Source organism: Neorhizobium petrolearium (assembly GCF_017873175.1).
GTDB classification, from domain to species: Bacteria; Pseudomonadota; Alphaproteobacteria; order Rhizobiales; family Rhizobiaceae; genus Neorhizobium; species Neorhizobium petrolearium.
Window position 1 is genome coordinate 74287 of the sequence record NZ_JAGGJW010000010.1, and the last position, 20241, is coordinate 94527.

21 protein-coding genes are annotated in these 20241 nt (G+C 60.6%); 10 read left to right on the forward strand and 11 right to left on the reverse strand.

Annotated elements, in window-relative coordinates:
* The first annotated feature begins 218 nt into the window (after window positions 1-218).
* From J2046_RS19405 to J2046_RS19435, 7 genes are all read left to right on the forward strand, one after another.
* Entirely contained in the window at window positions 219-1106 is an 888-nt protein-coding gene (locus J2046_RS19405; protein WP_325169767.1) for a helix-turn-helix domain-containing protein, read from the forward strand.
* Between the two features lie 203 nt (window positions 1107-1309).
* Window positions 1310-2065 (forward strand): ABC transporter ATP-binding protein, encoded by a 756-nt coding sequence (locus J2046_RS19410; protein ID WP_233470107.1) that lies wholly within the window; start codon window positions 1310-1312, stop codon window positions 2063-2065.
* Window positions 2065-2829 (forward strand): ABC transporter permease, encoded by a 765-nt coding sequence (locus J2046_RS19415; RefSeq protein ID WP_210054673.1) that lies wholly within the window; start codon window positions 2065-2067, stop codon window positions 2827-2829. The genes J2046_RS19410 and J2046_RS19415 overlap by 1 nt, the downstream gene beginning before the upstream one ends.
* Entirely contained in the window at window positions 2826-3623 is a 798-nt protein-coding gene (locus J2046_RS19420; RefSeq protein ID WP_210054675.1) for a nucleoside phosphorylase, read from the forward strand. Before J2046_RS19415 ends, J2046_RS19420 begins: the two co-directional genes overlap by 4 nt.
* Window positions 3620-4624 carry an ABC transporter substrate-binding protein gene (locus J2046_RS19425; protein ID WP_210054677.1) on the forward strand — a complete coding sequence of 335 codons (1005 nt, stop codon included), beginning with the start codon at window positions 3620-3622 and terminating at the stop codon, window positions 4622-4624. Before J2046_RS19420 ends, J2046_RS19425 begins: the two co-directional genes overlap by 4 nt.
* 2 nt (window positions 4625-4626) lie before the next feature.
* Window positions 4627-5370, forward strand: a complete 744-nt coding sequence (locus tag J2046_RS19430) for an ABC transporter permease (protein WP_210054679.1) — start codon at window positions 4627-4629, stop codon at window positions 5368-5370.
* 10 nt (window positions 5371-5380) lie between these two features.
* Entirely contained in the window at window positions 5381-6559 is a 1179-nt protein-coding gene (locus J2046_RS19435) for a phosphopentomutase (RefSeq protein ID WP_210054681.1), read from the forward strand.
* 387 nt (window positions 6560-6946) lie between these two features.
* Here J2046_RS19435 and J2046_RS19440 read toward each other — a convergent pair whose 3' ends face one another.
* The 3 genes from J2046_RS19440 to J2046_RS19450 are packed head-to-tail and all read right to left on the reverse strand — an operon-like array spanning window position 6947 to window position 9595.
* The gene (locus J2046_RS19440) at window positions 6947-7720 is read right to left on the reverse strand and encodes an ABC transporter permease (RefSeq protein ID WP_210054683.1); all 774 of its coding nucleotides are present in this window, start codon (window positions 7718-7720) and stop codon (window positions 6947-6949) included.
* Window positions 7717-8532: an ABC transporter ATP-binding protein gene (locus J2046_RS19445; RefSeq protein WP_210054684.1), complete on the reverse strand. Its 816-nt coding sequence runs from the start codon at window positions 8530-8532 to the stop codon at window positions 7717-7719. The genes J2046_RS19440 and J2046_RS19445 overlap by 4 nt, the downstream gene beginning before the upstream one ends.
* Before the next feature lie 40 nt (window positions 8533-8572).
* A complete protein-coding gene (locus J2046_RS19450) occupies window positions 8573-9595 on the reverse strand; it encodes an ABC transporter substrate-binding protein (protein WP_210054686.1) in 1023 nt (340 codons plus the stop codon).
* A 111-nt stretch (window positions 9596-9706) separates the two neighbouring features.
* On the opposite strand from J2046_RS19450, the gene J2046_RS19455 reads away from it, so the two are divergent.
* The 3 genes from J2046_RS19455 to J2046_RS19465 all read left to right on the forward strand — a co-directional run bounded on the left by J2046_RS19455 (window position 9707) and on the right by J2046_RS19465 (window position 11592).
* Entirely contained in the window at window positions 9707-10576 is an 870-nt protein-coding gene (locus J2046_RS19455; RefSeq protein WP_210054688.1) for a helix-turn-helix domain-containing protein, read from the forward strand.
* 44 nt (window positions 10577-10620) lie between these two features.
* Entirely contained in the window at window positions 10621-10749 is a 129-nt protein-coding gene (locus tag J2046_RS19460) for a hypothetical protein (protein WP_411828518.1), read from the forward strand.
* A 219-nt stretch (window positions 10750-10968) separates the two neighbouring features.
* Window positions 10969-11592: an IS6 family transposase gene (locus tag J2046_RS19465; RefSeq protein ID WP_459213536.1), complete on the forward strand. Its 624-nt coding sequence runs from the start codon at window positions 10969-10971 to the stop codon at window positions 11590-11592.
* On the opposite strand, the gene J2046_RS19470 is transcribed toward J2046_RS19465, so the two are convergent.
* Genes J2046_RS19470 through J2046_RS19505 form a run of 8 tightly spaced genes read right to left on the reverse strand, consistent with a single transcriptional unit; the run spans window position 11589 to window position 20240 of the window.
* Window positions 11589-12245 (reverse strand): aspartate/glutamate racemase family protein, encoded by a 657-nt coding sequence (locus J2046_RS19470; protein ID WP_210054690.1) that lies wholly within the window; start codon window positions 12243-12245, stop codon window positions 11589-11591. The genes J2046_RS19465 and J2046_RS19470 overlap by 4 nt on opposite strands.
* A gap of 11 nt (window positions 12246-12256) precedes the next feature.
* Entirely contained in the window at window positions 12257-13015 is a 759-nt protein-coding gene (locus J2046_RS19475) for an aspartate/glutamate racemase family protein (RefSeq protein WP_037145899.1), read from the reverse strand.
* A 2-nt stretch (window positions 13016-13017) separates the two neighbouring features.
* On the reverse strand, window positions 13018-14418 hold the full coding sequence (locus J2046_RS19480; protein WP_210054692.1) for an FAD-dependent oxidoreductase: 1401 nt from the start codon (window positions 14416-14418) through the stop codon (window positions 13018-13020).
* Window positions 14415-14906, reverse strand: a complete 492-nt coding sequence (locus J2046_RS19485) for a tautomerase family protein (RefSeq protein WP_210054694.1) — start codon at window positions 14904-14906, stop codon at window positions 14415-14417. The genes J2046_RS19480 and J2046_RS19485 overlap by 4 nt, the downstream gene beginning before the upstream one ends.
* 21 nt (window positions 14907-14927) lie before the next feature.
* Window positions 14928-15536, reverse strand: coding sequence for a cysteine hydrolase family protein (locus J2046_RS19490; RefSeq protein ID WP_037144930.1), 609 nt, complete (start codon window positions 15534-15536; stop codon window positions 14928-14930).
* Window positions 15533-17608: a hydantoinase/oxoprolinase family protein gene (locus tag J2046_RS19495; protein ID WP_210054696.1), complete on the reverse strand. Its 2076-nt coding sequence runs from the start codon at window positions 17606-17608 to the stop codon at window positions 15533-15535. The genes J2046_RS19490 and J2046_RS19495 overlap by 4 nt, the downstream gene beginning before the upstream one ends.
* Window positions 17605-19344, reverse strand: coding sequence for a hydantoinase B/oxoprolinase family protein (locus J2046_RS19500; protein ID WP_210054698.1), 1740 nt, complete (start codon window positions 19342-19344; stop codon window positions 17605-17607). The genes J2046_RS19495 and J2046_RS19500 overlap by 4 nt, the downstream gene beginning before the upstream one ends.
* On the reverse strand, window positions 19341-20240 hold the full coding sequence (locus J2046_RS19505; protein ID WP_210054700.1) for an isocitrate lyase/PEP mutase family protein: 900 nt from the start codon (window positions 20238-20240) through the stop codon (window positions 19341-19343). Before J2046_RS19505 ends, J2046_RS19500 begins: the two co-directional genes overlap by 4 nt.
* Between the last annotated feature and the right edge of the window lies 1 nt (window position 20241).

The following is a 20241-nucleotide window of genomic DNA, read 5'->3' on the forward strand; positions in this document are numbered from 1 at the left end:
CGCTTATGGTCAGCGTCGGGCGGAAAGGCGGTCGGACGTCATAGGGTGCTCCCTGCGTTCAAAAACAGAGCCTAATTTGGAAATGCGAAAGCTGTCAAGACGATTCTCAAAAATGAGATTTTTCGCATGAAAATTACCTTCATTGCGAATTGTCCATTTTTTGTATAGAGAGTCGAAGATTTAACAATAATATGACGGAAGGAATCGCCTTGGACTTCGTGAGTTCCACAGAGGATGTCGGTCGTCGCCTTCGCGCTTTCCGTATGGGGGCCGGTCTTACCCCGGAAGAGCTTGCGGCCAAGGCCGGCGTGTCGCGAGCCGCAATTTACCGATATGAATCCGGCAAACCGCCGAAGGTCGACACCCTTGGCAAGATCGCCGACCTGCTTGGCGTCTCGCTGCCGACGCTGCTGGGCGTTGGAGTGGAATACATCGCTTCGGCGATCAGTTTCTTTGAGCGCATGCGCCAGATGGAAGAAGATGTCGATCAGATCACGGTGATGTTCGGACCGATCTCCTACCTGCTTACAACCGATCGCTATGACGAACTGCTGCCGAAAGTGCTGGATGAAAGCATTCCGCAGGATGTCGGCGACCGGAAGGCGGCAATCCGCGAAATCGGCGCGCTGATGGATATCCTCAAGACCCGCAAGGAGACTTTCCGCCGCCGAAGCCCCAATATCGTCAGCCTTGTCTCGGCGGCGGAACTGGAAGATTTCGGGCGCGTTGGCTTCATCGGCGCCCATAATCCGCCGGGCATCAATCTGGCCGAACGGCAGGCGGCAGCCCATGACGAAATCCACAATATCGTTCGCATGCTGCGCGAGCAGCCGATCGGTGTGCAGATCGGTGTGGTGATCGATTCCATGCCGGGCGCGAGCTTCCAGGTATTCAAGCGGGCTGACAAGGCGCAGGTTGCTGTCAGCCCGTTCCGGCTCGGCGCCTTTGCCAATATCCGTGTCGGGGTCGCGACGATTACGGGCGCGGCGGAAGCCGTGCAGCTTTATGGCAGCATGACCGATCAGCTCTGGCGGCGCAGCCTCAAGGGTGATCAGGCCGCCGACTTCGTCGAGAAGAACATTCTTCACCGTCAGGCTGCGGCCTGAGGACCGTTCTCATATTTCAGGTGATTGCTGCGATTTTGATACAAATCTCATCTTTGAGATTTTGGTTGCGTCGGTGAAAGTTTTGTGAAAGCTTGGTTTCTTTCCCGGGCGGGCCAATGACGCAAGAGGATATTTGATCCTCCGAAAAGCTGTTGGCGCCCGGCTGCTAGGCATGGGAGTTTTTGGTGGCGCAATCGGAGCGGATGATTGACATCGTGGGTGTTCACAAGACATTCGTCTCGGACCACGGCACAGTGACGGCGTTGGAGCCGGTCAGCATCACCATCAAGCCTGGTGAATTCATCTCGATCGTCGGCCCTTCCGGCTGCGGCAAGTCCACCCTGCTGCGCCTGATCTCCGGCCTCGACCAGGCGAGCGGCGGTACGATCACCCTCGATACGGCTGGCCGCAAGCGCCCTGTCGGCTTCGTTTTCCAGGAGCCGGTGCTGCTGCCTTGGAAGACGATCATCGAGAATGTCCGCTTCCCGCTCGATACAGCCGGTGTGGGCCGCGCCCAGGGCGACAAGATCGCGCTCGACCTCATCAAAATGGTCGGGCTGGCAGGCTTCGAGAAGGCCTTGCCGCGGCAATTGTCGGGTGGCATGCGCCAGCGCGCCGCGATCGCCCGCTCGCTGTCCGACGATCCGCCGATCCTTTTGATGGACGAACCTTTCTCGGCGGTCGATCTTATGACCCGCGATACGTTGAACGACGAGCTGTTGCGCATCTGGCAGTCGACCGGCAAGACGATCCTGCTCGTGACCCACAGCGTCGACGAAGCAGCCTATCTCGCCGACCGGGTGATGGTGATGACCGCACGGCCCGGCAAATTGAAATGCATCCACGACGTTGATCTGGCCCGTCCGCGCGGCGAGAAAACCAAACTCGATCCGGCCTATCACGCGCTGGTCGCCCAGCTTCGCCGCGATCTTCGTATTTCCGGCGGGGAGGCGCATTGATGGCCAAGCGCCTCGCTGCCTGGGTCGATTACGCGCTGGCACTCATCGTGCTTCTGGCCGCCTGGTGGTTTGCGACCGGGCCTATGGAAATGCCGACCTATCTCCTGCCGTCGCCGCTGCGCACCTGGAACGCGCTGGTCGGCATCGCGGTGACCGGTGAACTCTGGGTGCATCTTGGCTTCACGCTGCAGAATATCGTCCTCGGCCTCGTTTTCGGCTGCGTTGCGGGGATTGCTCTCGCTTATCTCATGACGCGCTTTCCGAAACTCGCCGTCTGGCTGGACGGCCCGCTGGTCATCCTGCAGACCGCGCCGAAGATTGCGCTGGCGCCTCTCTTCGTCGTCTGGTTCGGCTTCGGCATCCTGTCGAAGATCATCCTGATCTTCTCGCTGGTCTTCTTTCCGGTCTTCATTGGCGCGGTTTCCGGTTTCCGCTCGCTCGATCCGAAGATGAAGGATCTCGCCAAGCTGCTGAGTCTCGGCACCTTCCAGCGGTTTCGCCAGATCGAATTGCCGTCGGCCATGCCGGAGATCTTCGTTGGCCTGAAAATCGGCGCGGTGCAGGCGCTGGTCGGCGCGGTTCTCGCCGAATGGATGTCCGGCAAGTTCGGCCTCGGCTACCTGATGACCTTCGCGTCGGCGACGTACAAGACGCCGCTTCTCTTTGCCGCCGTGCTGATGACGGTCGTGTTGGGGCTTCTCCTGCATGTCATGCTGACCATGCTGGAAAATCGGCTACTGTCCTGGAAGGGCGCGAAGAAATGACCAAGACGAGCGCCGCCTTTCCCTGGAAGAACGGCCGGCCGCCGCATCTGCCCTGCGGCCCGGGCGACATCGCCGAAAATGTGCTTACACCGGGCGACCCGGATCGTGTGCGACTGCTTGCCGACATGCTGGAAGACGTGACCGATTTCGGCCGCAAGCGCGAATTCGCGGTCATCACCGGTATCTATGAAGGCCAGCGCCTGACGATATGCTCGACCGGCATCGGCGGTCCTTCGACGGAGATCGCGCTGGTCGAGCTTGCCATGCTCGGCGCCAGGCGTGTGGTGCGGATCGGCGGCATGTCTTCGCTCGTGGCCGAATATGCAACCGGCTCCTTCGTCGCCGTCGACAGGGCGATCGGCGATACGGGCACCGCGCGCACCTATCGCGCCGTTGGCGGGGAAGCGAAGGCCTTCCCCCGTGTTGTCACAGGTCTTGTGAAGGCGGCCGCCGAACTCGGGCTTGCCTGCCGCCCCGGCATGGTCGCCTCGACGGACAGCTATTATTTTGGTCAGGACCGCCGCTACCGTCCCCAGGGTGATGGGCAGGACCTTTCCGGCAATTTCATCGATCGCTTTCAGGCTGAGGGCGCCATCGGCATCGAGATGGAAAGCGAAATCATTTTGACCGTCGGCGGGGCGATCGGCCTTGAAACCGGCTGCCTACTTGGTGTCCATGGAAATCGCGCCACCGACGACTGGCTCGATGACTATGAGACAACCCAGCGAAACCTTCTGCGCATCGCAGGAAGGGCTTTTTCCTCCACTGAATGGGAACTCAGGAGCCAACCATGATCCAGTTTCGCGTGACGACCGCAGCGAGCCTCGTCGCTTTGCTCACCTCGCCGCTCTTTGCCATGACCGCCGAAGCCGCTGACAAGGTGGTGATGCAGATCGATGGCGCCGCCGTGCCTTTCTACGCGCCGCTTTATGCCGGCGTCGAAAAGGGTATTTTCGAGAAGAACGGCATCGAAGTGGAGTTCATCTACGCCGCTGCCGCAGACATCCTGACCAACATTGCCGCGGGCAATGTCGACTTCGGCTTCCCGAACGGCGATGCCGTGGTCGCCGCCGCTGCCAATGGTCTGCCAGTCAAGGTTGTGCACACCGCCTATCAGCGGGGCATCGGCGCCCTGCTTGCGAAGGAAACCAGCGGTATCGAGTCCTACAAGGACCTGAAGGGCAAGAAGGTCGCCGTCACCAGTCTCGCCAGCCCCAACTACCTGCAGCTCCAGGTGGGCCTGCAGCAAGCCGGTTTGACGATCGACGACGTCTCCGTCGAAGTGGTCGCCACTGGCGCCATCGTCCAGTCGCTGCAGTCCGGCCAGGTCGATGCGATCGTCTTCTCCGAACTGCGCAAGTACAATCTTGAGGCCGACGGCACCAAGGTCACGATGATCCTGTCGAACGACTTCCTGCCGTCCTTCGGCAACGTCGTCGTCACCAGCGACAAGAAGCTCTCCGAAAATCCGGATCTCGTGAAACGCTTCACCACCGCCATCAGCCAGTCCTATCAATGGGTGATCGACGGCCATGTCGGTGACGCTCTGGACATAGCACTCGAAAAGTACGCGCCCACCTGGCCGAAGGACCAGAAGGGCATCCTGACGACCGCTTTCGAGCAGACATTCGTTCCGTCCGTCTGGCAGAGCCCTCTGACCAAGGAAAAGGGCCTTGGTGCGGCAGATCTCGCTGCCTGGCAGAAGAATGCCGACATTCTGGCGCAGTACAAAGTCATCGACGATGCGCCGAAGGCTGCCGACTTCGTTGTCGATCCGTCCACCATCGGTAAGTAAGCATGATACTGCGTGGCATAGCGGGTCTGATCGCGACCCTCGTCCTGTGGACTGCGATCGTCGTCATCTTCGACGTTCCGGCTTTTCTCTTGCCGGGACCCACAGATGTGTTCGATCGTGTCTATTTCCTCTTCGAGAATGCCAAGCTCGCCCGGCATATCTGGGTAACGCTCTCGGAGATCATCGCGGGCTTCGTCATCGGGACAGCCGCCGGCATTTTGGCCGGCGTCGTTTTCGCGCGCTTCCCGCGTATCGAACGCTTTGCCACGCCGCTCATCCTGCTTCTCCAGACCGCGCCAAAGATCGCGATCGCACCCCTTCTTCTCCTCTGGCTCGGCATCGGCCCGGCTCCGAAGATCGTGCTGATCGCGATCGTCACCTTCTTCCCCGTCATGGCGGGCATGGTGACGGGCTTGCGCTATGGGGAAGGCAGCTTCCGTGATCTCGCGGCGGTACTGAAGCTCAATCCCTGGCAGCGCTTCCGGCACATCGAACTGCCTTCTGCACTGCCATCCGTGCTCGCCGGCATGGCGGTGGCCACGACGCTTGCCATGACTGCTGCCGTCATCGGCGAACTGATCGGTGCCAACGAAGGCATCGGCTACCTTCTGTCCTCCGGCCAAGAGAACAGCGACACGGCGGTCGTCATCGGCATGGTCATGCTTTTGTCCTTGATCGGTTGGGGCTTCTACGAACTCATCGAGCTGATCCGTCGCCGTTCGCTCGGCCGTTTCCAGCTTTCCTGAGTTCGGATCAATGGCACGCGTTTTCCTCTGCGTTCTCGATTCCGTCGGCTGCGGCGGTGCACCCGACGCGGTGCATTACGGCGACGAGGGATCCAACACGCTGCTGCATATCGCCGAAGCCTGTGCCGCCGGTCGAGCGGAAGAGGGCAGGAGCGGTCCGTTGAAGGTTCCGAACCTGAATGCCATGGGGCTCGGCGCCGCGATCACACTCGCCTCCGGTAAAGCTGCCCCCGGCCTTTCGGCAGTGCCTGGCGGATGGTGGGGCGCGGCTGAGGAAATTTCCGCCGGCAAGGATACCCAGTCCGGGCATTGGGAACTCGCCGGCGTACCGGTTGCGCGCGACTGGCATTATTTTCCGCGAACGGTTCCTGCCTTTCCTGTCGATCTGATGGCTGAACTGATCTCCCGATCCGGCCTTCCCGGGACGCTTGCCAATTGCCATGCTTCCGGCACGGAGATCATCGATCAATTCGGCCTCGAGCATATCGCGACCGGCAAGCCGATCGTCTACACCTCGGCCGACAGCGTCGTGCAGATCGCTGCCCATGAGGGGCATTTCGGCCTGGAGCGGCTGCTTGATCTTTGCCGCATCGCCGCCGACATCTTCCACCCGCTGAATGTCGGCCGCATCATCGCACGGCCCTTTGTCGGCGAGGCGCCGGGCGATTTCGTCCGCACCACCAACCGAAAGGATTTCGCCATCGCCCCGCCGGACGGGACGATCTGCGACCGCGTGGCGGCGTCGGGCGGCGCAGTCCATGCCGTCGGCAAGATCGGTGATATCTTCGCCATGAAGAGCATTTCTGATGTTTCCAAAGGCGGCGACGACATGGCGCTCTTCGACCATGTGCTGGCCTTCACCGATAAGGCCAGGCCGGGTGATCTGATCTTCGCCAATTTCATCGAATTCGACAGCCTCTGGGGACATCGCAGGAATGTCGCCGGCTATGCCCGCGCACTCGAAGCTTTCGACGCGCGCCTGCCGGAACTGACAGCGCGCCTGCGCCCGGACGACCTGCTGATTATCACTGCGGACCACGGCAACGATCCGACCTGGCCGGGTACGGACCACACCCGCGAGCGCGTGCCAGTGCTGGTAACCGGACCCCGCGTGACGGCGCGGAAACTGGGAATCGTTCCTTTTACTGCTGTCGCGCAGTTGACTGCCTTGCATCTGAGCTGCCGGTAAGGCATCGCCGGACAGGATCGGACCATAGGCCTTCGATGTCATCATGAACCGCTCTGGAAAATCGCCTCCGAAGGCGCGCGATCCCTCCGTCCTTGCGTCATCAGCCAACTTCCGACCTCACGGGCGGCGGCATTGTCGACACGGCTCGGCCGAATAAAGTGGAACCGGGATCGTAACGGAGTAAATCCCCAGGGCGCCACCAGCCTTCCCGTTTCGATTTCCGATTGGACATAGGCTCAGGCCGTCACAGCGATTCCGATCTCTGCCGAAGCCGCCTCGATCAAAAAGAAATTGTGCTCGAATCCGATCTCTCGCGCGGCAGGAGACAAAACACGCCTTTGTCGGACGACCAACGCATCCAACCCGGCGGCAAAGGTCTTGCAGCGATCAGCCACCAATCCCGAATGTTGCGCCGCGCGTAGCCCAGCCTGTCATGCGTTTCTCGATTACCGCGAAGATCATGTACATGACGACGCCCATCACCGCGATAACCACAAGACCTGCGAAAACCAGCGGGATGCGGAAGTTGGCGGATGCCTGGGTCATCAGGGTGCCGATGCCGCGGTTCGACGCCAGAGTTTCGGATATCACGGACCCGACAAAGGCGAGGGTTATCGAGATTTTCAAGGATGCGAAAAGATAGGGCATCGAACGCGGTATCCCGACCTTGCGGACGATATCCAGCTGGCTTGCGCCAAGAGATCGCAGGACATCCCTGAGGTCGGGTTCGATGGTCGCCAGACCGGTGGCGACGTTGACCGCTATCGGAAAGAAACTCAGCATGAAGGCCGTTATCACTGCCGGGACGGACCCAATGCCGAACCACACCACGAGGATCGGTACAATCGCCACTTTCGGAATGGAATTAAAGGCGACAAGCAGGGGATAAAGGCTGGTATAGGCCACCCGCGAAGATCCGACCGCAATTCCCAGAAGCGCGCCGAATGCGACGGCGAATGCAAAGCCGATGACGGTCGTCAGCAGCGTCTGGCTGGAGTGAAACCATATGATGTAGAAATTCTCCGCCAGCGCTTCGGCAATCAGCGACGGCGAGGGCAGGACGAAGGGCGGGACCTCGAAAGTCTTGCACGACAGTTCCCAGACAAGCAGAAGGGCAACCGACAGAAGGACAGGCCCGGATCGTTCCAACGCGTTGTTCATGCCTTTTCTCCTGGCGCCGAGGGTTTGACGTCAATCGGCATGCGCTGGGAGCGAATATCGGAGCGCAGATCCATGACGCTTTCATTGAAGGCGGGTTCGAGGAAGGTCCGCTCCCCCCGAGGTCTGCTGAATTGAACCGTGCCGACGGTGCGGACCACCCGGCCGGGCCTGTTCGACATAACATGCACTTCGTCGGCGAGGTAGAGCGCCTCTCTCAGGTCATGCGTGACGAGAATTGCTGTAAAGCGCTGCTTCATCCAGATCGTCTGAAGAACATCCCAAAGCTCTTCCCGCGTGAAAGCGTCAAGGGCGCCGAAGGGTTCGTCAAGCATGAGTAGGCGCGGCTGGTGGATAAGCGAGCGGCACAGCGATGCACGCTGCTGCATGCCTCCCGACAATTGCCATGGATAATGGTCGGCAAAGGCATCGAGACCCACGATCCGCAGGAGTTCCATGGCGCGATCCCTGAACTCCTGCTTTCTGGCTCGGAGTTGATGCCGCTCCGGTCGCACGACTTCGAGCGGCAACATCACATTTTCGAGTGTTGTGCGCCAGGGTAGTAGATTCGGATTCTGGAAGGCCATTCCAACGATGTTCACGGGACCTGATATCTCATGACCGTCCACGACGACCGAACCGCCAGTGGCGGGCATCAAGCCCGTCACCAGCTTCATCAAAGATGATTTTCCGCAGCCGGACGGGCCGACGACAGCGGCAAAGGAACCTTCCGGTACTTTCATTGCCAGGTTAGAGACCGCCAGTGTTTTCCCATAGGAGAGGCTGACGTCGATCAACTCAACGAGGTTTTTCATCCATGCTTCCGTGGCTGCTGAGGGGAACGCTCTATACAGCTTACTTCGGCGGCATCCGCTCGCCGGCGGCAGGGAGGTACTCGGTTGTGTAGATCTTGTTGGCTGCCGGTGCGGTAATCTTGAATGCATCGGCATTGGTCTGGATCGTAAGCGCCATACGGGCGGGATCGACGTATCCCAACCCATTCTGCTCGAACGACGGCGACTTCAGGACGCCTCGATCCATCAAAAACTTCAGGCGGGCGGCTTCCAGCTTCACATCGTATAGCGGCTCGATTTCCTTCATTGCCCGCATGCCCGCCGCCGGATCCTTGAGCAAGGCGATAGTGCCTGCGATGGAAGCCTTGACGAACCCCTTGATGACATCCGGATGCTTGGCGATGTAGTCCGGCTTCGCCACCAGTGCGCTTCCGTAAAGATCGAGGCCGTTGTCCGCGTAGCCGAGAACGACGATGTCCTTCTCCGGAACGCCGGCGGAAATGAGATTGAACACCGATGTCGAGGAGAATCCCGAAATCGCGTCCACTTGGCCTTGCGCCAGCATGGTCTCACGGAGGTTTGGCGCCATCGAGGTCCAGTTGATCGAAGACGGATCTATCTTATTTGCCTTTGCGAACGCGCTGAACATCAGGCGGCTCGAATCCGCCTCGGGAGCGCCTAGCTTCTTGCCGGCGAGATCGGCGGGCGTCTTTATACCTGACTTCGCAAGGGCGATGATCGAATTGGGGGTCTTGTCGAACACTTGATAGAAAGCGATAAGGCCGCGATCCGGGTTTTCCGCGTTGAACTTTATCAGGGAATTGATGTCTGTAAAGCCGATGTCGTAGGCGCCGGCGGCGACCTTGACGATGGTATCACCGGAGCCGTAGCCGCGGTCCATGGTGACCTTCAGACCATTGGCCTCGAAATCCCTGTTTTTTAGTGCCAGGCCCCATATCGCGTGATTGCCCTGAAGCGTCCAGTCCAGTGAGAATTTCACCGGAGTGAGCTGCTGCGCTGCCACAGGCATGGCAAAGGCCGCAAACGCGATGACGGCCGAAAAAAGGTTTTTGAAATTTCGCACTGTAAGTTCCCTATTTTTTGATCTTGATATACCGCGTATCTCAAAAATTAGACACTGTCTAGAAAAGATGTGCCATATAAGATACTGTTCACGGGGGAAGAGGCCGCGACCATGCTGGAAACTGACGCGCTTCGGGATGTCGGGGCGAGATTGAGGGCTTACAGGCTCGGGCGAAACCTTTCGCCGGAGGCCGTCGCGGATCAGCTCTCCATGTCGCGCGCGGCTCTTTACCGGGCTGAGCGAGGAGAAATTCTCAAAATTGAGACGCTTGTTCGAATCAGCCGCCTGCTGGATGCGTCACTGCCCAATTTGCTGGGCGTGGGAATCGAATATGTCGACACGGCCGTGGCTTTTTTCGAAAGGATGCGACAGATCGAAGGCGAAAGCGACCAGATTATCGGCTTTTTCGGGCCGCTCTCCTATCTGCTGACTTCCGAAAACTACGACGCGATGTTGGCGGTGGCCTTGAGCGATAACCGAAGCGACGATGAGGCGACCGATATGGCCATCGGCAAACTTCTGGAAATCCTGCGCGAACGCAGGGAGCATTATCAACGAAGACGTCCGTTGCTGGTCAACCTCATCGCGATGCCTGAGCTCAGGCGGTTCGTGGCGAACGGCCTTGTTTTGCGCGACGATCTATCGGAGGAAGAGCGGGAGAGAAGGCGGCTCATGGCGCGCACAGAAGTCGACCATATACTGAGCCTGGTTCGCAAACCGCCGATCGGTGTCCAGATCGGCATCATCACCGGCGTGGTGCCTGCGACGAACTTCCAGATATTCAGGCAGCCTCAGCGTTCGCTCGTCGCCGTCAGCCCGTTCCGGCTCGGCGAGCAGCCAAACGTCCGCGTCGGCGTTGGGACTTTCACCATGTCTGTCGAAGGCGTCAGACTGTACGAGGATATAGCGCAGTCGATGTGGGAAAAGGCCGCCAAGGGAGATGATGCGGCAAGCCTGCTTATAGACCTCATGAAAAAATAACGGTTGGGTTGCCTGAACGACGGATGCGACAGGAAGTTACCAACATGGTATCGCACGATACGAAACTGCTGGATCTCGACGGAGCTTTGATCGATTCCCAACCGGGAATACTTGCGAGCTGCGGGGCGGCCCTTCGGGCGTTGGGCCACGACACCGATCCCGTCATCGGGTGATGTCACGTTACTGGCGACTTAAGGGTTGAAGGCTAAGCCGGCGCCATGAACCCGTCGATCGTCAGCTACAAAAATCATCGTTTTCCACCGCAGATCATTGCCATGCCGTGTGGCTTTATTTTCGGTTTCCTCTGAGCCTGCGGCTGGTCGAGGAAATGCTTCTGGAGCGCGGCATCGTCGTCTCCTATGAAACGATCCGGCGATGGAGCAGTAAGTTCGGTGCTGCCTGCGCAAAGCAGTTGCGAAGAAAGAAGCCGTCGCGAAAGGACACCTGGTTACCTGGACGAGATGGTGATTTCCATAGGTGGCCAGAAACACTGGCTTTGGCGAGCTGTCGACCAGCACGGATATGTTCTCGATGAAATCGTACAGGCTCGTCGTGACACGACGGCTGCCAGGCGATTGCTGGTCAGGCGGCTGAAGAAGCAAGGCCTCACGCCGAAGCGGATCATTACCGACAAGCTGCGCTCATATGGAGCGGTAAAGCGGGATGTGATGCCTTCAGTCAAACATCGATCGCATAAAGGCTTGAACAATCGCACGGAAAATTCACACCTGCCGCTGCGAAAGCGAGAACGGGTGATGAAAGGCTTCCGATCCGCCGGCGGATTGCAACGATTCATCGCGGTCTTTTCGGCAATCAGAAATCACTTTGTCCCGTCCCACCAGAAGCACACCGCCCTCGCCACCCACATTCATCGTATCCGTGCAATGGCGCAGTCGAAGGCCGTAACCGGTGCAGCTGCCTCAGTTCAACGGCAAGCCCTTCGCCCGGCTTCAATCAAACAACCTGACATCACCCGTCATTCACATGCTCTTCGATCTTTTCGATCGCTGCCTTAACTTTGGTGGGAGATAGCCTTGATCAATGCCGCCTTACGCATCTGCGGCACGGGATAGGCGTGGCGGCTGTGGGAAAGGCAAAGGCTAACGAGGCTTTCAGCGATTTTCACTGCCAGCGAAACAGGATCGACGATCGGGATATTAGGCGCATCAAATCCGGACTTTTGCGTTCCCCCGGCGATCACCAGCACTTCGGCCTTACCGACCACATCCAGGACCTCGGCCTCGGGCCTCAACAGATGAATGCCGGCGCACTGCGAGTCGAGCGCATATTCGTGCACGAGTTTCTTTACGCGGACATAATCCCGTTCTCCAGTGAGCACGCTGAAATGAGCGCCAAGCGTAAGCGCATGCAGCATGGACGCACGGCCGGCGGTGACGACCGGAATATCCAGCAGCGAACGAAGTGCGTTGGCGCCGTAATCTCCAAAATCGGCGAGGCAGACTGCGTCGAAGCCTTCAGCCTGTGCGTCCTGTCCGGCGGCCATGATGGCGAGGTCGGCAAGCGCCCAGTCATGCGCGCCGATCGGCGGGCAGGAGGGATAGATGACACGGCGATGGACGGTTTCGGTGTCGGAATCGGTGACGCCGGTAACGATGACCTCATCGGCTAGGTCGAGGTCGGCGGGCGACAGTAGAAGAATGCGGGTCATTTTGGTCCTCCTCAAAGTCCGGCTGCAATCTTGCCCATTTCGGCCAGGCGTTTGGTTGCGATCTGCGAAGGGGAGGGGTAGGAAACGCGACTATGTGCGAGCTTCAGTTTGATCGCTGCATCGGCAAGCCGATAGGTCAATGGACCCGGATTGATGATCGGTACAGGCAGGCGCTCGGCGAGATAGGCATGTGCCTCGTGCATCGTGGTCGAGCCGAGGATAATCACATCGGCGCCGTCCTCCTCGATGCAGCGCATCGCCGCTTCGTAAAGCGCCGGGAAGAATTCGTCTTCCTTGCCAGCGAGCAGGCTCTGGTTATTCGGTTGCAGTCCGGCGGAACGTAGCGAGGCGCATTTGTGCTGCAGACCGAGCTCGGCGAGCGTCTTCGTATAGAGATGCCGCCAGCGATCCCACATGGCGAGGATCGAGAACTTTTCGCCAAGCGTTAGTGCCAGCAGCATGGAATGGCGGCCTGGGCCGATGACCGGAATATCGAGCACCGAACGCAGCGCCGACATGCCGGAATCGCTCATCGTATCAATGCAAACCGCGTCGTAACCCTCAGCCTGTGCCTGCAGTCCGGCTTCCAGAATACCGACATCGGCGAGCACCGAATCCTGCTGGCTGACATAATTGACCGGCGCGATGCGCACCGGCTTGAAATCGAACTCGATGCCCTCGCCAAGCCTGACCGCGTCGAGTTGTGCCTTACGCTTTGAAAGATTGTCCTCGTCCATCGGAAAGGGGACGATCACTAGAACCTTGGCCAAACTCAGATCCTCCACATCATTTCGTTTGTCTTGCGCTGCCCCAGCAGCGCCGCGGCGCCTTCTCCGGCGAAACGCCCAAGAACAACGGCCGTCAGCAGGCCGTTGCCGCCGAGATAACCGTAAGAAGCCGGGCCGGAGAGACCACGTGCCGCGCCGCCGGCGGCAAAGAGATTGGGTAGCGCCGAACCATCCGACCGCAGCACGCGCGCTGATGCATCGACCATCAGGCCGCCCTGGGTGTGAAACAGCGCTCCTCGGACCCGAACCGCCAGAAAAGGCGCTTCGAGCGGCATCAAGTCGGTAAACTCCCGGCCGAACGGATCAGCCGAAAGGCCGCCGATCGCCGCGGAGACCTGGTCAAAACTCGCCTGCAGTGCTTCGTGTGGAACATCGATCTTGTCGGCGAGCTCGCCGATGCTATCCGCCGTTACGACCGAACCGCTTTCCAGCACGCGGCGATAATCCTGAAACGTCAGCGCCGGCTCTTCGCAGCGTTTGTCGTAGATCGTCCAAGCGGTGCCGTCGGGCTGGCTCAGCACTTCGGAGGCCTGCTCGGAATAACCGCTCATCTCGTTGGAAAAACGCCTGCCGGTCGAATTCACCTGGAAACCGCCGCGGATGACCAATGCCCAAGTGACGGGCAGGTCGGGACCGTCGGCCACGCAATGACCCTGATAGCCGCCAAGATCGGCTGTGGCCGCGCCGAGTTTTTCGCCCCAGCGCAGCGCGTCGCCCGTCGAGCCGTGATGGCCGCAAAAAACCGCATCCGCCATGCTGGGAATGTGTCGCGCGACGATGGAGGCATCCGCGCCATAACCGCCCGTTGCCAACACGACCGCGCCAGCACCCATCACCTTGTCTTTACCGTTGAGGCTATAGCCGACCGCCTCCACTCGGCCGTTTTCCGCCGACAACAGCTGCTGTACCAATGCGCCCGTGACGATCTGCGCACCGGCAGCCTGCGCGGCCCTGAGAAGATTGGCCTCCATCTCGACGCCGGTTCGGCTTTTCGGGACGTGATAACGATGGCGCGCATGCCCTGGATAAAGAATGTCGTCCAGCAGTTCAAAATGCACGCCGTGCCGGTCATGCAGCCATTCGACGGCGGGACCGGAAGCTTGTGCAACGGCACGGGCAAGATGCTCGTCGGTCTTGCCCTTGGCCTTCTTCATGATGTCGGCGAGGAAAAGCTGGGGCGTATCCTTGATGCCCTTCTCGCGCTGGAAACGCGTGCCGGCGCCCGGAAGCATGCCGAGTGTCATCGCCGTGTTGCCAGCCGGCTCCGTGTCGCGCTCCAGCACAATGACGGAAAGACCAGCTTCACAGGCGGCAAGCGCGGCGCAAAGGCCGGCTGCGCCAGCGCCTATGATGACGATGTCGGCCTTGTCACCTGCGCTGTTCATGCGGTGGTCCAGATTATGTATCCGGAAATCAGCTTTCCGGAAATGGTGAAGCGTTCGATGAAGCGGGCGGAACCGGCCCTACCTTCGGCAAACACCAGCACGTTCTCGTCGTTGACGGATTCGTCGAAGCGAACATAGACCCGACCGGCTGCGGCGTTCATCAGCCCGGCGAGATTGATCGTGGCACCTTTGGTATCCGTGGCGGTAAATTCTGGCGTGAGAAATGCGGACGCCTTCGCCGCATCGCCACTTGCGAGCGCCTTCGCAAAGTCGGCGACGAAATCCGTTGCCGGCGGGAGTGGCGGACCAGGCACTCGCGGAATACCGCCGCGGGCATAGGAGCTCGGGCTTACTTCACGGATGACGGTGATCGTGCCTTCCGGCACCGCCGCGATCACAGAGCGCACCACGCGCGCCATGCCCTTCATCAGACGCGCTTTCGTCTCCGCGTCATATCCTTCGATCAGCGTGGTCTCGATAACGGGCATGATATCCTCCGATTGTTTGGCTCAGCCGAGCTCGGCGCAGATTTCGGCAATGGTGGCGACGCGGGCGACTGGTTTCAGCGCCTCGATCGCGACGTTATGGGTGGCTTGCGAAAAGGCGGCGCAGCCGTCGGAAAGCACGGTCGTGTCGAAATCCCGGACATGCGCGTCGCGGACCGTGGAAGCGACGCCACCATTGGTGACGATGCCGCCGACAAGCAGGCGCTCGATGCCGCATTTCTTCAAAACCCATTCGAGTCGCGTCATGTAGAAGGAGGAATATGCAACTTTCTCCACCACCAGATCGGCCGGCGCCAGCGTGTCGACCAGGCTGTTGCCCCAGCTTCCGGGCGCGAAGTCACCCTTGCCGAGGAAGGGGCGCAGTTCCTTCAGATGCGGCGAGATAATCGGCTCGCCGCCTTTGGCCGGCACTAGCGTGAACTGTGCCGAGATCACCCAACCGCCTTTGGCGCGCAGGAGGTCGACCAGCGGCTTGATCCTTTCCGGAAGGGCTGCGATCTCCTGTGCGCCTTGGCCGGCGCGCCCATAAGCCCCATTCGGGGCCAGGAAATCGTTGGTGAGATCGACGATGATCAGACCAGTTTTCTCAACCGGAATGGCGGACTTGCTCATCCCTTCCGCTCCATGATCACGTTGCCGAAGTCGTCGACGCGAGCCATAAGGTCTGGATCGACCAATACGGTCGCGTCCGGCTGTTCGAGGATGGCCGGTCCTTGGATCACCGCGCCAACCGGCAGTGCGAGGCGGGCATAGATCGCCGTGTCATGCCAACCGCCATCGAACCAGACGGGGCGGTTGCCGCGCTTCGCCTGTTCCACGGTCGTACCCGGTTCCGGAGCCAGTGCCCCGAGGCTGAAATGCGGCCGGCGACCGATCGCCGAGGTTCGCAGGTTGACGATTTTGGCCTGGAGGCCCGGTAGCAGCCGGCTGAATGATGACTGATATGCCGCATCGAATGCGGCCTGGACAATCTCGCGGGTTACGCCTGTCGAGCCATTTTCGACCGTCACCGGCAGCGGCACGGAAACCGTGTGAGTCTGGCCGACATAGTGCATGTCGAGTTCGAAAATGACATCGATACGCTCTATCTGCAGGCCGGCTTCCTCAACGATCTGACGGGCGGCTTCCGCCTCCGCCACCATACGCTTGTCGAGGACTTCGGTGTCGAGTGCCGCGACCGTCAGGTTGACGGTCTGCACCTGGTCGTGGCGAATGTCGGCTATGACGCAGCCGAGCGCCGAGGTGACGCCCGGAAAACGCGGCACGAGTGCGGCCTGCAGGCCGACATCCTTTATCAATGAGCCGGCATGGAGTGCGCCGCCGCCGCCGAACGGTACGGCAACGAATTTCGCCGGATCATGGCCGCGTTCGATGGAAACGAGGCGGATGGCGCCGGCCATCCGCCCGTCGGCGATCTTTACGATCGCTTCGGCGGATTCCATCACACCGAGGCCGGTAGGCTTGGCCACATGTTCCTCGATGGCCTTCTTGGCGGCTTCGACGTCGAGACGCGCGAGCTTGCCGCCGATTGGGCGGTCGGCATTGATGCGGCCGAGCACGATATTGGCGTCGGTCAGCGTCGGGCGCGTATTGCCCTGCCCATAAGCGACCGGGCCGGGGCGCGAGCCGGCGCTTTCCGGCCCGACCTGCAACAGTCCGCCAGCATCCACATGGGCGATCGAACCGCCGCCGGCGCCGATCGTGGTGATTTCGATCATCGGCGTGCGGATGACGAGGCCGAAGTCGATCGTTGTCTGGGCAGCAAGGGAGGTCTCGCCCTCGACGACCAGCGAAACGTCGAAGGACGTGCCGCCGAGATCGCCGGTGATGATGTTCGGGAAACCAGCCGCCTTGGAGATTGCCGCCGCAGCGATGACGCCGGCCGCGGGACCGGACAGGGCTGTGCGCACCGGCAGGCGACGTGCTGTCTCCGTCGACATGACGCCACCGTTCGACTGGACGATGTGGAATCGTCCGCTAAAGGCTTCGCTTTTCAGCGCATCCGTCAGCTTGCGAAGATACCCGCCGACGACTGGCTGCAGATAGGCATTAAGCGCCGTAGTGGAGGTGCGTTCGAATTCGCGGATCTCGGGCAGGATCTGTGAAGAGCACGCGACGTTCTCGTTCGGCCAGACCGATTGGGCGGCGTCCAGCGCCACGAGTTCGTTGGCCGGGTTGGCATAGGCGTTGATGAAAACAATGGCGAGCGCCTCGGCACCCGCAGCGAGCGCACGGCGGGCGGCGGCCTTGACTTCTTCCGGATCGAGCGTTTTGCGAACGGTACCATCCGCCAGAATACGTTCGTTCACTTCGAAACGCAGGTCCCGTTCGATCACGGGTACGAAGTCGCCCCATAGACCCCAGGTATTCAGCCGGTCGCGGCGTCGCATTTCCAAAACGTCGCGGAAACCGGTCGTAGTGATGAGCGCAGTGCAGGCGCCCTTGCGCTCCAGAAGTGCATTGGTACCAACCGTCGTGCCGTGCACGATAGAGCCGAGTTCAGCGATCGAGCCGAAAGTCTTCAGGCCTTCGAGGAAGCCGATCGCCTCATCGCCGCGGTTGGAGGAAACCTTGGCGGTCCGGAAACGGCCGGTCGCAGCGTCGTGGAAAAAGAGGTCGGTGAACGTACCGCCGACATCGACGCCGACGACGGAGGCGCCGCCCGTCTTTACGTTGGTGTTCATGCGGCAGCTCCTTCACGCAGTTTCATCGTCGCAGTCATATCGATATTGCCTGCGGCATCGGTTTCGACGCCGTAGATCTCGCGGGCTGCTTCACGGCTGACGAAGCCGAGGCGGACGTCGCGGGCCACCTTTTCGGCAGGCCGCGTCTTCGGATTGCCGAAACCGCCGCCGCCGGGGGCTTCGATGCGCACGCGCTGGCCGGGCTTGATGCGGACATCCGCGACCTTGGAGGCAAGCGGTGGCGAGTGTTCGCCGTCATCAGCCTGCCAGGTGAAGCGGTTGAGCGCCGCTTCCCCGCCGCCGGCGACGCCGAAGGGCGCGTAGACGCCGCGTTCGCCGAGCAGGAAGACATCCGCGTCGGTCATGGCCTCGACCTCGTAGATCGCGCCGACACCGCCGCGGTGACAACCGGCACCGGCCGAATCCGGCCGCAGCGCCCATTGGGTGAAGAGCACCGGATAGGAGGCTTCCATGATTTCTGCCGGCGGAATGGTCGCCATGGAGATCGGGTTGTTGGCGTGGTTCAAGCCGTCGCTTTCGGGATTGCCGCCAAGGCCGCCACCGAAGAAGGAGAACATCACGTAACGCGAACCGTCATCGCGGTAACCGGCGATGGAAAGCGCATTGATCGTGCCGAACGGGCCAGCTGTGGCGCGGGCGGGATCGGCCTGCGCAAGCGCGCCGAACACGACGCCGATGACGCGCAGGATGGTTTCCGTATACCCGCCGACCGGCTTCGGCGGCTTGACGCCAAGCAGCGTGGTTTCCGGAATGACGAACTCGATCGGCCGCAGGCAGCCGGCATTGGCCGGCACGCTGGTGAAGACATGCTTCAGCGCCACGTAGCAGCAGGCGGCCGCCGTCGAATAGGCGATGTTGAGCGGTCCGGCGCAGGGGCCGGAGGAGCGGGAGAAGTCCAGCACCATCTCATCGCCCCTGATCGTCAGGTCGAGCGCGATGGTGAGTTTGTCCGGCGTGATCCCGTCATTGTCGAGATAGTCTTCGAAGACATATGTGCCATCCGGCAGGGCGCGGATTTCCTCGCGCATCATTGCTTCGGCACGGTTCGAAAAGGCCTCGAACGCTGCCTCCACCGTGTCGTTGCCATAGCTGTCCAGTAGCTCGTCGAGCCTTCGTTCGCCAAGGTCGAGCGCGTTCAGCTGACCGTTCAGGTCGCCGTAGTTGGATAGCGGCACTCGCGAATTGGCAGAAAGGATCTCGACAATGTCGTTGTTGATGACGCCCTTGGTGAAGAGCTTGACGACCGGGATGCGCACGCCTTCCTGGAAACTTTCCGTTGCCTTGGCGTTGAAGCCTCCTGGCACATTGCCGCCGATATCCAGCCAGTGGCCGACCGAGGCGATCCAGCAATAGAGCTTGTCCTCGCGGAAAACCGGCCTCACGAGCCGGAAGTCGTTCAGATGTGTACCGCCGGCATAGGGATCGTTGAAGAGGAAAGTATCGCCCGGCGAAAGATTGCCATCTCGGGCCACCTTCTCGATGACCGCTTTCACCGCAAAGGCCATGGCGCCCACGAAAATCGGCAGACCTCGCGTGCCCTGAACGAGCGTCGCGCCGGTTTCCGCGTGGTAGAGACCGTGGCAGGCGTCGCGCGCTTCGGCGATGATAGGGTTGAACGCGGAGCGATAGAGCGTCGCGTCCATCTCGTCGGCGATCTGTTCCAGCCGTCCATTGAGGATGGCGAGTGTTACGGGATCGAGCGTTTTCGTGGTCATGCTGCATTGCCCTTCTTGGAGGCGCCCTTCGGTGGAACGAAGGTTTCGTACTCGCGCCCGGCTTGAAGCATTTCCGGCGTTCCGATCAGTTCATTCAGGTCGTTGAACTGGAACATCCGGTCGCGGAAGGGCTCATTGCTGCCATTGGCCTGGAGCGAATGATAGTAATCCTGTGCGGTGCGGGCGATGGCCCGTACGATGCCGCCTGGGAAGATGACGATCTTGAAGCCGAGTTCGCCGAGTTCGCCTGCTGTCATCATCGGCGTATTGCCGCCTTCCACCATGTTGGCGAGCAGCGGCAAACGGTGGCCGAGTGCCTTGCAGACGGCTTCCAACTGCTGCTGCGAGCGGGGGGCTTCGACGAACAGCACGTCTGCGCCGGCATCGGCATAATGCGAAGCGCGTTCGATCGCCGCTTCGAAGCCTTCGACGGCGACGGCATCCGTGCGGGCGATAATCAGGGTTTCTTCCGTTGTCCGGGCATCAACGGCCGCCTTGATCTTGCCGGCCATTTCGGATGCCGAGATCAGCGATTTGTCCTGAAGATGGCCGCAACGCTTCGGCAGCGTCTGGTCTTCAAGCTGGATGGCACTGGCGCCAGCCCGTTCGAAGGTCTTGACGGTCCGCAGGACATTCAGCGCATTGCCGTAACCATTGTCGGCATCGACGATGACCGGCGTCTCGACACGGTGGCGCACGAGTTCGATCACATCGGCGACTTCCGTCATCGAGACGAGGCCGATGTCCGGACGACCCAGCCTGGTGTAGGCGATCGCCGCGCCGGAGAGATAAAGCGCATCAAAGCCGGCATCGGTTGCGATGGAACTCGTCAGGGCGTCGTAGATCCCAGGGGCCACGATCGGGCCGGGCCGGGACAGGAGAGTTTTCAAGGTCATT

Coding starts and splice junctions, on each gene's coding strand:
- J2046_RS19410 (WP_233470107.1), top strand. CDS start 1,310: ATGATTGACATCGTGGGTGTTCACAAGACATTCGTCTCGGACCACGGC.
- J2046_RS19415 (WP_210054673.1), top strand. CDS start 2,065: ATGGCCAAGCGCCTCGCTGCCTGGGTCGATTACGCGCTGGCACTCATC.
- J2046_RS19420 (WP_210054675.1), top strand. CDS start 2,826: ATGACCAAGACGAGCGCCGCCTTTCCCTGGAAGAACGGCCGGCCGCCG.
- J2046_RS19425 (WP_210054677.1), top strand. CDS start 3,620: ATGATCCAGTTTCGCGTGACGACCGCAGCGAGCCTCGTCGCTTTGCTC.
- J2046_RS19430 (WP_210054679.1), top strand. CDS start 4,627: ATGATACTGCGTGGCATAGCGGGTCTGATCGCGACCCTCGTCCTGTGG.
- J2046_RS19435 (WP_210054681.1), top strand. CDS start 5,381: ATGGCACGCGTTTTCCTCTGCGTTCTCGATTCCGTCGGCTGCGGCGGT.
- J2046_RS19440 (WP_210054683.1), bottom strand. CDS start 7,720: ATGAACAACGCGTTGGAACGATCCGGGCCTGTCCTTCTGTCGGTTGCC.
- J2046_RS19445 (WP_210054684.1), bottom strand. CDS start 8,532: ATGAAAAACCTCGTTGAGTTGATCGACGTCAGCCTCTCCTATGGGAAA.
- J2046_RS19455 (WP_210054688.1), top strand. CDS start 9,707: ATGCTGGAAACTGACGCGCTTCGGGATGTCGGGGCGAGATTGAGGGCT.
- J2046_RS19460 (WP_411828518.1), top strand. CDS start 10,621: ATGGTATCGCACGATACGAAACTGCTGGATCTCGACGGAGCTTTGATC.
- J2046_RS19470 (WP_210054690.1), bottom strand. CDS start 12,245: ATGACCCGCATTCTTCTACTGTCGCCCGCCGACCTCGACCTAGCCGAT.
- J2046_RS19480 (WP_210054692.1), bottom strand. CDS start 14,418: ATGAACAGCGCAGGTGACAAGGCCGACATCGTCATCATAGGCGCTGGC.
- J2046_RS19485 (WP_210054694.1), bottom strand. CDS start 14,906: ATGCCCGTTATCGAGACCACGCTGATCGAAGGATATGACGCGGAGACG.
- J2046_RS19490 (WP_037144930.1), bottom strand. CDS start 15,536: ATGAGCAAGTCCGCCATTCCGGTTGAGAAAACTGGTCTGATCATCGTC.
- J2046_RS19495 (WP_210054696.1), bottom strand. CDS start 17,608: ATGAACACCAACGTAAAGACGGGCGGCGCCTCCGTCGTCGGCGTCGAT.
- J2046_RS19500 (WP_210054698.1), bottom strand. CDS start 19,344: ATGACCACGAAAACGCTCGATCCCGTAACACTCGCCATCCTCAATGGA.
- J2046_RS19505 (WP_210054700.1), bottom strand. CDS start 20,240: ATGACCTTGAAAACTCTCCTGTCCCGGCCCGGCCCGATCGTGGCCCCT.